Source organism: Ectothiorhodospiraceae bacterium BW-2 (assembly GCA_008375315.1).
Classification (GTDB): domain Bacteria; phylum Pseudomonadota; class Gammaproteobacteria; order Thiohalomonadales; family Thiohalomonadaceae; genus BW-2.
In genome coordinates this window covers 516,966-530,427 of record CP032507.1, presented here as the reverse complement: position 1 = coordinate 530,427, position 13,462 = coordinate 516,966, and the positions used below count along the sequence as shown (strand labels likewise).

Annotated in this window: 7 protein-coding genes; 3 read left to right on the top strand and 4 right to left on the bottom strand. The window is 46.9% G+C overall.

All coding sequences use genetic code 11. The annotated features are described in order from the left end of the window. The first annotated feature begins 4 nt into the window (after positions 1-4). Positions 5-2,278, top strand: coding sequence for a glycosyltransferase (locus D5085_02425; GenBank protein ID QEP42091.1), 2,274 nt, complete (start codon positions 5-7; stop codon positions 2,276-2,278). Positions 2,279-4,375: 2,097 nt separating this feature from the next. Here D5085_02425 and D5085_02420 read toward each other — a convergent pair. The 4 genes from D5085_02420 to D5085_02405 all read right to left on the bottom strand — a co-directional run bounded on the left by D5085_02420 (position 4,376) and on the right by D5085_02405 (position 7,890). Then, positions 4,376-4,999, bottom strand: a complete 624-nt coding sequence (locus D5085_02420) for a hypothetical protein (protein ID QEP42090.1) — start codon at positions 4,997-4,999, stop codon at positions 4,376-4,378. Positions 5,000-5,499: 500 nt separating this feature from the next. Then, positions 5,500-7,191 carry an IS66 family transposase gene (locus tag D5085_02415; GenBank protein ID QEP42089.1) on the bottom strand — a complete coding sequence of 564 codons (1,692 nt, stop codon included), beginning with the start codon at positions 7,189-7,191 and terminating at the stop codon, positions 5,500-5,502. 4 nt (positions 7,192-7,195) lie between these two features. Further along, complete coding sequence (locus tag D5085_02410) at positions 7,196-7,507, bottom strand: transposase (protein QEP42088.1); 312 nt, start codon at positions 7,505-7,507, stop codon at positions 7,196-7,198. After that, complete coding sequence (locus D5085_02405; protein QEP42087.1) at positions 7,504-7,890, bottom strand: hypothetical protein; 387 nt, start codon at positions 7,888-7,890, stop codon at positions 7,504-7,506. Before D5085_02405 ends, D5085_02410 begins: the two co-directional genes overlap by 4 nt. 530 nt (positions 7,891-8,420) lie before the next feature. Here D5085_02405 and D5085_02400 point away from each other — a divergent pair. Continuing rightward, positions 8,421-9,068: a hypothetical protein gene (locus D5085_02400; protein QEP42086.1), complete on the top strand. Its 648-nt coding sequence runs from the start codon at positions 8,421-8,423 to the stop codon at positions 9,066-9,068. Beyond that, positions 9,065-13,435 carry a DUF5011 domain-containing protein gene (locus D5085_02395; protein ID QEP42085.1) on the top strand — a complete coding sequence of 1,457 codons (4,371 nt, stop codon included), beginning with the start codon at positions 9,065-9,067 and terminating at the stop codon, positions 13,433-13,435. The genes D5085_02400 and D5085_02395 overlap by 4 nt, the downstream gene beginning before the upstream one ends. Positions 13,436-13,462 lie beyond the last annotated feature (27 nt).

Here is a 13,462-nt window from a genome sequence, read left to right as displayed (position 1 = left end):
ATAAATGGCTATTTCAAAGAATTCTTCATTTGTAGGGCGTTACAAGCGTTACCCCGACTTGACGGGGAAGCGTATTTGCGAAGGTGGGAAAAGACTAAATAATTACTTTCCTCAAAGTAAAGAAGATAAACCATTAGTTACTATTATCACTGTTTGCTTTAATTCGGCTAAGACTATTGAACAGACAATCCTATCAGTTATCAATCAAACTTATAGCAATATTGAATATATTGTCGTGGATGGTGGTTCTGCAGATGGTACATTAGATATTCTTCGCAGGTATGATGAGCAAATTGATTACTATGTGTCAGAGCCTGATGATGGGCTTTATTATGCGATGAATAAAGGATTGGAGTTAGCAAAAGGAAAGTATATCCTTATCCTTAATTCAGATGATTGGTATGTGTTCTCTTGCGTCGAGATGTTAATAAACGCGCAAAAAAATCAAAAAGTCGATTTTGTTTCAGGTTTAGCTAATTATGCCGATAATAATGGGAGGTTTCTGCATCTCCAGCCAAGTTTTCCTTTCGATGCAGGCATTTATTTTCGCATGCCTCTCAGGCATGAAACTATGCTTCTGTCAGCAGAAATTTATGACGCTCAAGGGCCGTACGATACTCGTTATCGTATAAATGCTGATCGTGCATTGACGACTCGCTTGTTCGAAGCTGGATATACTCATTATGAGGTAAAGAAAGCAGTAATGTTTTTTCGTAATACTGGGGTGTCTAGCACTCAAATGAATTTGCTTCTCGCAGAGCGTAGCCGAATGATAGCTCGCAGTTTCCCTAGTATTAATAACGCTGATGTCAGTTCTCTTGCAAACTTAGATACATTGACTCCCGAGCGACTAAGCAAAATAGTTAAATCTTATAAATCCACTCAATTTAGTGAGTCGGCACTTGCTCTTGCAAAAGAAAAAGCAGCTAAAGGCTCTAAAGCTTGGACAGGTTTAGATTGGTCAATGTATCAGATTGAACCTTCTGAATGCGAACTTAGGGATAAAAATAATACAAAATGCTTAACAATCGCAACATTTTCCACAAGCGATCATGGTGGGGCTGGTATAGGCAGCATGCGGCGGATTGAGGCTCTTAGGAATATAGGTCATAAGGCTGAGCTTTATTGTGTGTTTTCTAAAACTAAAGCTCCTTACGTCGATCAAATCAAACTTTCTATCCCCAATTATAGTCGGATGAAGGAATCTGAAATTCGCAAAATTTGGCGTGATAAAGCTGTAGTAACTAAAGGGAAAGTTTTAACATTGAGCGCGCGTGAAATGTTTTCTGATATTGGGTCTATAGTTGATTTTCGCGACATTCAGTTTATTTTTGATAAAGTTGATATTGTGCATATGCACTGGGTTTCCGGTATGTTTGACTTTGATCATACAGAGACCTTGGCTAACAAGCCTGTTGCATGGACGCTGGCTGATATGAACGCATTTACTGGTGGTTGTCATTATTCTGAAGGATGTAAAAATTATGAAAATGATTGTCGTAATTGTCCGCTTTTAGGTAATGAATCTGATTTGGCTCACAAAGCTTGGCAAATAAAGCAACAAGCATATGGTAGAATCAAAAATTTGCATATTATTTGTCCTTCACAGTGGCTAGCTGATTGTGCGCGTGAAAGCTCACTTTTTAGAGATAGGGCTGTGCATATGATCCCTAATGCTCTTCCAGTTGAACGATTTGCACCTACTAACAAAATTGTAGCACGGTTGCGGTTGGGATTGCCGTTGAGAAGCAAATTAGTGGTATTTGGTGCTGAAAGTCTAAATAATCGACGCAAAGGGGGCGATATTTTAGCGAATAGCATTCGCTACCTTAAAGAAATGGGCGAAGCAGCAAATGTCGAGGGGGTTTTTTTTGGAGCTTCGAGTTTAGATTTGGGCATTAAAAGTTATAATATGGGGTATATTTCGGATGAAGCTAAATTGTCTTTAGTGTATGCTTCAGCTGATGTATTTGCTTTTCCGTCACGAGAAGATAATGCACCATTGACATTAGTAGAATCCATGCTTTCTGGAACACCGGCCGTGGCTTTTTCTGTGGGGAATGTATCGGAGTTAATTGATCACAAAATTACAGGATTCATCGCCCGCTATGAAGATCCTAAGGACTTTGCTGAAGGGCTTGCTTGGGCGCTTGCAGCTGTTGGTTCTAATGAGGCGCATTTGAGAGGGTTGCGTTGCCATAGAATGGCTAAAAAGCATAATGATCCCAATACTTCTGTTAAACGGCATCTGAATCTTTACAATAAAATGTTGAACTAAACCGCTATGTGGTAGCTTAACCAAAACCACATCCTACTTTATGAGAAAATGAAAGTGATTGTATGCTACATAAGATCCATAATGCGATTAGCTTTGACCTATGAAACTTGCTGTCTTTGGCGCTTCTGTTAGCCACCAAACTATTAATCACATCACTGGTGAGGTTACTGGTTATGTTGAGGTTTTGCGTCGAGAGTATAGTGCACGGCTTGGCGTATCGGAAATTCGACAGATTACTTATCCTGGCAATCGTTTATCTGATGGGGGGCTAGTTCGTTTAGCAAATGTGGTGGCGTGGCGACCTGATATTTGTCTTATTGAACCGCTAATTGAAGATACTCGACGTGGAACAAATAGTCTCGAAATTGAAAAGCGTTATGTTTATGTAACTCTGCTTGAATCAGGAATTCTTCCTGTTACGGTGTTATTGCCGGAACCTTTGAATCGCCCGGCTTGTGAATTGCCGCATTATGATCAATTTATTGGAATTTCGAGGCAATACGGTTTGCCAGTAATTGAAGTGAGCGTTGTTGGCTTATCTGGTTTAGAAATGAAGTTTAAAGGTGTTCATACTAAACTCGAAGGGGCACAAATCTATGCCCAACAAATCGCGGAAGCTTTGCGGTATCTTAGTAATCCTTGTTGCCTTGTTGCTAGGGCATTAGAGCGAATACCAAAACATGTTCGACCAAAATTGACGATTGCACCATTACATCTACCATTAAATTCACCAAAACAGATTAAAAAGATAGAGGTGTCGTTGACATCGAATCATCCTGAACCAGTATTCATTCGATTAGTCCAACAACAGAATATCGGTATATTCTCGCCGGTTCTTGATCTAGTGATGATACATGAAGGCTACGGACAAATCTGGTCAGACACACTATCAATTTGGGATACTTATTGTCATTATTCTCGGCTTTCTTATGTGATGCTTGCTAATACAATACTAGAAAAGCGTGGGAATTATAATTTGTTAATAAAAATATCTAAAATTCGGCCTGACTATTCTCTTTGCTATAATTCAGTAGTAGATTGGCCTGTAGAATATCATTTGGAGCCAACAGGCGCTCTATTTCTTATATCTAATAAGACAGTTTCAGCGGGTGTGGCCTTAATTAAATAAGGAACCAAAGAATTTGTCGCCGATCACTTTACTCCCAAGTTATAGAAGTGTAAGTCGTCGCTATGTCCAATGCCGATAATTTAACCACAGCCATAAAATGGCTATGGATAGGGCAATCGTGGGCTCAGTAGAGGCTTCTGTTGGATTGCAGAGAAAACGGCGGCAGACGGCAGTGCTCAATTTGTGGATAGCTACAAGCCGGAACGACCCAATAAAGTGAGAATATGGGTGTGGTAAAACGGTAGGCTAACCAAGCACGAGGCTCTCGCGCTGTATCTCAGAAAGCACAATGTATAGTGGACTACTTCCCAATGAACACTATATGCGGGTACAGCGCAAACACATCAAGCACTAATCAGCTTAGCTCCAGTGATTGGATTTATACTCTGCACGGGTGGTGAATAAACTTTGTTAACCTGCAAGCAACTGAAATTATTAATATTTTATAAACCAGAAAAGCTCATCACTCTACCGCGTTAAGTATATATCATGTGACTGCACAAAATCTATCTAATCATGGAGCTGGGAAGTTGCTGATGCTTAATGTTAGGGGAGTAGATGAAATCTATAAACTTGGCAATAACCATCATGCCCTTTTTCATCAGTAATTCCAAGAGCAACTGGTTTGTTTAGTGCATAGGCCATTTTAGCAGTATCAAACATATTATTTGCGTTATTTACAGTTGTGTTTACTCCTGTACAGCTAAAAGTAACAAACTCACTGCCACAGCTACTTAGTTTACTTTTAGGGTCTATAGATAAAGCGGCCATACATCCTCCATGGGAGCCGTCAGTTGTAACTATTTTGGTTACATTTATACCGCCAATCCAAGCATTAGCCCCCCATGTGATAGATGCATTGAGTAATAGTGTAGAAGCAAGTACTGCATTAGCTAGAATAGCTGTTTTTTTCATCATCATTCTCCTGAAACTGTTTCAATATTTATGATCGGTACAAAATTAATAATTTAGAACAATATATTTTCAACAGGAACCAACTCCCCAACCCCACCCCCCGGCGCATAACTAGCCGGATCAACCGGCGCACCCAGAACAGGATCAACAGGAACCAACTTCCCCAGTGTTTTCTCGGGATCTGCCACCGGCACCCCCGCCCCATAACCCACCATAACCGCATCAACCGGAATCAACTCACCCACATTCGCAGGCAACCCCGCCACATCGACCGGCATGGCATCCACCGGAACATACTCCCCCACATTAACCGGCCCGCCACTATCGACAGGCAACGCATCAACCGGAATATACTCCCCCAACGGCGACACATAAGCCGAACTGCCCGAACCCCCATCCACGGATGAAGAGACAGCCTCAGAAACCACAGTGGACGAAGACAAACGAGTAGCAGAGGAGAGATCCCCCTGTAACGCCACAGGCGTTGGAGTAGCCTGACAACCCGGCTCACTCACCTCCACCGAATCAGCCGCTGTAGCGACACTCACCGGAGCAGGGGAGGGCGAAGCAACCATCAATGGCATCGGCACTGTCGGCTCAACACTCAACCGACCGACCAAAAAACCACCTAATGCCACCACCGGCAGCGCAACGACCCACTTTTTATCTATATCCACATCAACCTCTGTGCTCAAAGCGCAACCCCCAACTGCCACCAAGCAGAAACGGGCTACTAGTGCCACACTTTACCGTCAGATTGCAATGTAACGATAGCTATATGGGACAGCTACGCTACACTTAACGCTAACTTAGGAATAACTCTAACTACATCTGCGCGATTTAGCAAGGGCAAATAAAAAAAATTTTCAGGGGTACAGAGTGAATATAAGCTGCGCTGTGGCAACACAAAATCGTAAGCTTACACAGCAACATAGCACGATGGGTGGGGCAAAAAATAGCGAAACAAAGAACAAAGCCTGTTAATGGCCCTAACCGTTTAAAGCCCCCTTTAACAAGAGTGACTCTGATTTAAATTTAAAAAAAGAGTCAATTTTCTGCTAGCGCCACCCCATCGCACACAAAACCAACCCATGACAGACGTAACCTTACGCCACCATAGCGTGACAGCCCCGGGGCCGGCCTGATAGACTTAAACAGAGGGAGGGAGTAGGCTCGGTTAAGCCGCAGCTTTTAGAGGAGCTGACAACGATGCCAGCGTCTGCTGATAGTTCCAGGGGAACCACAACTCTGGATGACGATTAACCTGATGGGCATAACGCTGCAACGCCACCAGGTAATCAAACGGATTGACCCCGGCCAAATAGCAAGTGGCGACCAGAGAGAGAATGACATCGGCAACACCGGCTCCGCCGAGCGTTCTGAAGAAGAGGCTGTTACGCCGTCCCCGAATCACCAGCTTGAGCATACGTTCCATAATGTTATTATCGATTTGCGCCCCCTCAATGCGGCAAAAGGCAGTCAGCTTGTCGTAATGGTTGAGCAGATAGCGGATTGCTTTGCCCAGCGAACTGTTTTCCTCGACATCGCCACTCTCAATCTGCGTCTCGCCCCACTGTTTGAGCTGCGCCATCAGCGGCAGCGAGTGCTGCTGATGGTAAGCCAGCCGCTCTGCCGGGGTATACTTCTGCTTCTTGCAGTGCGTATCGTGGTGCCAGACCTGGCCATAGAGCTCTAACACCCACGGGACTTTATCCGGATGCAGCTCTGCCACATCCACAAACCCCCGCCTACAGTGGCTGTTGCAGAATGTATCGTGTCGCTGTGTTTCATCCAGCACCGTAGGCAGATTGCGACTGAGCGCATCGCACATGATAGTGGGTTTGGCTAACCCGGGATGGCGCAGACGCAGAATCTCATCGATCAACTCTCCGGCATGGCCGATATCGGTCTGGTAGAGCACGATTTGTTGGCCACTCTCCAGTGTCGCGATTAAGCCGGAAGTGAAAGTACCGCTGCGGGGTTTAAGTTGACCGCTCCGTCTGTCAGGCTTCAGAATCGTGCCCTGATTCAAAATCCGGTTGGGTGTATCATCCAGATTGAAGTGGGGCGCATCAGCAGCGAGTTGTTTGAGTGCCTTAAATACCACGAAGCCATCATTGGCGACAGACTCGGTCTGGTCATAGAGTGACGACGCAGTCAGTGGCACCCCTAATATCTGCTGCAGCGTCTGCTGCCGGTGAAGCGGCAGACCGGCAAAGTGGCGGTGAAGCGCGATAATAGCCCGGGCGCTGTAGCCATAGAGCTGATTCATGCCGCCATCTTGCTGAAAATCGTCTGTAGGGGTCGCGGTAAAGTAGGCGCCACAGCTATTGCAGCGCAGCCGCTCGAAAATATGTTCGACCGCACTTAAAGGGGGCTCGCCCTGAATCCGTACCCGTATCACCGGCTGATAGATGTAGAGCCGGCCATGACCGCATTCTGGGCAGAGCTGTCCCGCCTTCAGCTCATCATGGTTGTGATGGCACTGCAACCGAATCACCCGCTCTGCTTTTTGAGTCGATGGCTTTTTCTTCGGCTTGCCTGATGCGGTTGACTCGCTGTTACCGTCGGGTTTTGAAGTAGCTGCATCGCTCTTTTGGGTGCCATCCGAGTCGTTTGACGCATCGCCATCAGGAATAACCGCAGAGTGTTTCTCTGAGCTGCTGATTATCCCAGCCAGTTTACGCAATTTGTGTATCGTGACATCTTTCAGAGACAATGAGATCTGTAGCTCTGTGACCATTAACAAAACACCCAACAGTAGCTGCATATCGGCTTTAGAGAGGGCCAAATCTTCTGCAATGGCTCTCTCAACACGCTCAATCAGCTCCTCAATCTCGGTTTTACTCAATGTTTTAAACTCTGTCATGGCACTATTTTACCAAATTTGAGAGGAGTTGGCGTAGTTGTTGTGCCTTAATCGCACTTATCGGCTCTGCCGGGCGAGGCCAACCCCGGTATTTGCCTTTGGAGAGGCGTTTGGTCATCAGCCAGTAGCCATTGTTCTCATAGACCAGCAGGCGAATCATCGTTTTAGAGCGGTTAATAAAGGCAAACACGGTGCCCGAGCGCGGCTGTTGGCCGAGTTGGTGTTGGCACAGCGCGACAAAGCCGTCGATGCCACGGCGAAAATCAGCCGGTGCTGTCGCTATCATCACCGGAGTCTGTTCTGTGAGGTAGATCATGAGTTAGCTCCCATCTGACTGAGCAGGGGAAGCAGTTGCCGCCATTGTTCCGGTGATAACTCGCCCTCCACACTCAATGGCCGGCCGGTAGTGGTTTCGGTCGTCCACTTGAGAGCCAAAAGAGGTTCGCTAGTCGGCTCTGACGGCTCAAGCGCGATGAATCCCGGGATGGTGTCGTTCTCCTCCCGGCTCTTCTTCCAGCTACTGAGTTGACGGTAATTGATGCGCAGCGCTTTGAGTATGTGGCTCACCGGGTAGTGGCCTATTAACGCTACGGCTTGTTGTTGCAGCGCCTCGGGAATTCGGCTTCGCGCGCTCTTTTCTGGGTTCTCCCGCCAATCTTTAAAGGCCTGTGATACGGCTGCTAGGGTGGGGTTCGGCATCTCTGTTCTCCTCTGTGGTTCATCAGGGGAGTAGTGAAACAAATTTTTCGGGGCTTTTTACGCTATGGTGGCGTAAGGTTACGACAGACCCTGACCCACAACAGAATCGCCCCTAAATCGCCCTACCGACGCAACACCACTGAGCAAAAAACGATCCTAAGGTACACTAACTCCTACTTTTCTCGGCTAAAGCACGCGCCCTATTAATAAGTAAGCAACTGAGATTAATAGGGTATTTAAAATTAACAAAATGAAAGACTCCATCGTATTAAAGATAATTTTGACTCAAAACTACAGAAGTGACTATACTAGACCCTAAATCAACGGCGTTAAAATCGAGAGTACCGCTAAACAGCGAGCATGACGACTAAGCGTAACTTAACCCCAGCGTCATTGCACCCAAAAGGGGTGCGGCAGCGCCCAACCAGACAACGAATTGATCAACAAAGCACTTAAAGTTAAGACTAAATGAAGTTAAGACTAAATTAAAGTTAAGACTAAGTTAGAGTTAAAGTTAAATGAGGTGTACTATGCGAATGATACTATTATTAATACTGCTGAACATACATGGAGTAGCACTCAGTACAACCGTCTTACCAGCCGGCTTGCAAAAATTATACGACCACGCCACCTACATAGCTCATGTACGAGTGTTACAACATAAAAATGAAAAAGATAATAATGGTATCTATGTCACCCGAACTCAATTTGATGTGATATATAACATCAAAGGCAACCTAGGTAGAGAGTACCAACTGACACAATTTGGAATCAACGGCATTGACGACAATGGCATTCATAGAGACGACCAAATTGTATCCTTTGAAGAGGGCAAGCGTTATGTGATTTTCCTCCCCGAACCCTCAGAACTTGGCTTCTCCTCCCCCCTAGCTTTAACACAAGGACGGTTTAATGTTATCGAAAACGGCACAACAGAAACAGTCGCCAATGGCCGTGAAATTAGCGAACTTATTATGGATGTGCCAACCTCTTTAACAGCAGAGATCGATTTTAGCACCACCCCGCCAGAGGGGAGTCAAATTCAGCCAGGAGAGGAGGGTCAAACCCAACCGGAAGAGACTGAAACTCAGACTCAAACCCCGCCAGAAGGGAGCCAAATGCCCTTAGGTAAATTTATCTCACTACTTATCAGAATGGAAAGGAGTAGTGACCAATGAAATTACTAAAAATAGCCCCCCCTTTACTCCTCCTTCTGCTCTGGTTTTCGACCAGCTTTGCAGGAGGCCCGCTAAAATCGCTTAACAGTGCCCCCGTTACCTACTCCCAACCCACAATCAGCCTCAATTTTGATCAAGGCACATTAGGAACGCTCCCAAAAGAACAAGCTGATCAACTCGTTTCCGACAGCCTGCAAATTTGGAACAGTATCCCTACAAGCTCTATTCAACTACAGCGGGGTAGTGATCTAGAAGTCGATGTTACTACGGCTAACTATAACAGCATGATGACAACAACGGATGGCCTGAATCCTGTCATTTATGACACAGATGGCTCCATCATCGACATGCTAAAAGGCAGCGGGCAAAAAGAGTTTATTCTAGGCTTTGCCGGCTCTAGCTGGAGCAGCTATACCGGAAACTACATAGAAGGGCGTGCAGTACTAAATGGCTACCTTATGGCAACAAAAGCGACAGAAGATATTAAACAGACCATTGTCCATGAACTAGGTCACTTTGTAGGTTTAGACCACTCTCAGCTCGATGACACACAAGGGCTGCCTATCACTGAATACCCCGTGATGTACCCCATTTCATATCGTGATACACCCGAACTAAAAAATGACGACATAGCAGCTATTAGCCACCTATACTCATCACCAGACTTTGCAAACACTTATGGTATCGTCAGAGGCAAATTCCTGCTGCCTAGCGACGACACCCCTATCTTAGGAGCAAACATCTGGTTTAAACGCATTAGTGACAATGCCATCTTCTCTACAGTCTCTGACTATATGGAACTGGGTGATGGTAGCTTTAATATTGCATTACTACCGGGCGAATATACCGTGCACGCCGAATCAATAGAAGAGCGCTTTATTGGGGGAAGCAGCGTTGGCCCCTACGCAGAGGAGACAACCGATCCCTCTTTCTCTGCCCCGCATCCTATCACACCAGTGACCTTAGCAACATTTACCATCTATGTAGATGCCGGCTGTAACGAAAGTGACTTCATCTTCTATAGCGATGGCAGTGGAGTTAAAAACGCAACCTGCACAGATAGCGATGGTGATGGCCTGACAGATAGCCAAGAAGCAGCAATCGGTACCAATCCATTAGAAGTAGATAGCGATGGCGACAACATTAACGACGGAGAGGATGCTTTCCCACTAGACATCAATGAGTGGCTTGATACCGATGGCGATGGTATCGGCAACAATAGTGATAGCGATGATGATGGCGATGGTGTTGACGATAGTGTTGAAATTGCAAATGGCACCGACCCACTAGATGCCGATAGCGATAACGATGGCGTTAATGACGGCGCGGATCCCTTCCCTCTAAACCCCGCCGAGTGGCTTGATAGCGATGGCGATGGTATCGGTAACAACAGTGATGATGATGACGATGGTGATAGCCTTAGTGACGCAGCAGAAATATTACTAGGGACCCATCCCCTACTCAGCGACAGTGATGGCGATGGCGCCAATGATAACCTAGAGATCGATAATGGCTATTCCCCCTTAATATCACGCTATCAAGTGAGTGGTTCGTGGGTTGCAGGTTGCGCCATGGATGCGACCCAACTCGCCTGCTGGGGTAGCGACTTCTTCGGTGTGAATTCAGCAAAACCTGCCATTGAACAGCCGATAAAATTTGAGATAGGTAGCTGGGGGCATGGCTGTCTGCTCGATACGAATGGCGTCAGTTGCTGGGGAGACAATAGAAAGGGTCAGACCACCGTACCAACACTGTCTAATCCGACAGATATAGCCGTAGGAACAGACTTCAGTTGTGCCTTGGATGCGAGCGGCGTGCAGTGCTGGGGAGACAACAGCTCCGGTCAACTCGATATACCTAGCTTAACAGCCCCGAGACGAATAGCCAGTGGTTACAGCCATAGCTGTGCCATTGAAGCCAATGGGGTCGTTTGCTGGGGAGCGGACTCCTCTGGACAAGCTACCCCGCCTCAGCTAACTCACCCAACCGTGATTGCGGCTGGTGGCTACCATAGCTGCGCCATCGATGAAGGTGCCGTTACCTGTTGGGGTAATGACTACCATGGACAGAGTAGTGCGCCTACACTCTCAAACCCGATCGCCTTGGCATTAGGCATGAACCATAGCTGTGCACTGGATGACTCAGGGGTGAGCTGCTGGGGGGATAACAGCTCTGGACAGATAACAGTACCAGAGTTAACCCATCCTATTTCGATTGGAGCAGGCTACGATCACAGTTGTGCCATAGAGCAGACCGGTGAGCTAATCTGCTGGGGTAAAAATGACTATCAACAGTCAAACCCGACTGCTCAACTGAATCTAGCCGATTTTGATGGCGATGGATTAAGTGATTCAATAGAGCAGCAACAGCTCACTAATTGGCTTAACTGGGACAGTGACGGCGATAATAGAGCGGATGGTATCGATGCCTTTCCGACTGATAGTACTGAGTGGTTAGATAGCGATAGTGATGGTATCGGTAATAACAGCGATAATGATGACGATAATGATAATTTAATCGATTCAATAGAGATAACCCTTGGTAGCTATCATCTCTACTTAAGCGACAGTGATGGCGACGGCGCTAGTGATCGGGATGAATATTATTTCGGCCACTTGCCATTGCAGCCCCGTTATCAGGTGAATGGATCGTGGATTACAAGTTGCGCGATGGATGCAACTCAGCTCGCCTGCTGGGGTTACAATAACTACGGCGTGATTTCAACAAAACCTACCGTTGAACAGCCGATCAAATTTGAGATCAATGGCTCAGGTCATGGCTGTCTGCTCGATACAAATGGCGTCAGTTGCTGGGGAGACAATAGCAACGGTCAGACCACCGTACCAACACTGTCTAATCCGACAGATATAGCCGTAGGCAGGGACTTTAGTTGCGCCTTGGATGCGAGCGGCGTGCAGTGCTGGGGAGACAACAGCTCCGGTCAGCTCGATATACCCAGCTTAACAGCCCCGAGACGAATAGCCAGTGGTTACAGCCATAGCTGTGCCATTGAAGCCAATGGGGTCGTTTGCTGGGGAGCGGACTCCTCTGGACAAGCTACCCCGCCTCAGCTAACTCACCCAACCGTGATTGCGGCTGGTGGCTTCCATAGCTGCGCCATCGATGAGGGCACCGTTATCTGTTGGGGTAATAACTACTATGGACAGAGTAGTGCGCCTACACTCTCAAACCCGATCGCCTTGGCATTAGGCATTAACCATAGCTGTGCGCTGGATGACTCAGGGGTGAGCTGCTGGGGGGATAACAGCTCTGGACAGATAACAGTACCAGAGTTAACCCATCCCATTTCGATTGGAGCAGGCTACGATCACAGTTGTGCCATAGAGCAGACCGGTGAGCTAATCTGCTGGGGTAAAAATGACTATCAACAGTCAAACCCGACTGCTCAACTGAATCTATCCGATTTTGATGGCGATGGCATTGCTGATAATGCAGATAACTGCCCCTACTCACTCAACTCAAACCAAATGGATAGTGATGAGGATGGTCATGGTGATGTTTGTGATGCTTTTCCAGACAATAGCGTATGGTGGCAAGATAGCGATGGCGACGGTATTGCCGATAGCGCCGAAATCAGCTACGGCATGAATCCATTCGATGCCGCTGATGCAGCAGGTGATATCGATGGTGATGGGGTGACTAACCTGCAAGAACATCAAAACGGCACCGATCCGGCCCAGGACGAAGAGCCGCCACTGATGACTCTACTAGGAGATAATCCACTCACCATAAATATCAATGAGAGCTATCAAGAGCAGGGGGCAACCGCCACAGATAATGTCGATGGCGACCTAACCAACGCGATAGTCGTGACAGGTAGCGTTGACACCCAAACGGCAGGAGAGTACACCCTGACCTATCGTGTCAGCGATGCAGCTGGCAATGCCGCAGCACCAGTGACTCGTACCGTCATTGTGGAAGCTGCAGCCGGGCTCACAACACTCCAACAATACCTAGCCTACCGCTACGGTACACGGCGCTACACAGAACCCACAACAGCGACATTAGATACCGATAACGACGGCACTCCTGATAGCATCGATACTGACGACGATAATGATGGTCTATCAGACATCGAAGAGCAGCAGCTCGGCACCGATCCACTCAAGGCCGATAGCGATAACGATGGTGTCAACGACTCCATTGATCTCTTCCCGTTAGATAGTACTGAGTCAATCGATACCGATGGCGATGGTACCGGCAACAACGCCGATAGCGATGACGACAACGACGGCTTCAGTGATAGCGAAGAGCAGCTCTATGGTACCGATCCCCTAGTTAAAGATTGTCCGAGCTTTATCTGTGGTAAGGGAGGGAGTTGGTTGTATGGAGTGCAGCCGGAATAAAAGGGGTCAGATGTGTGCAGCTGGGAC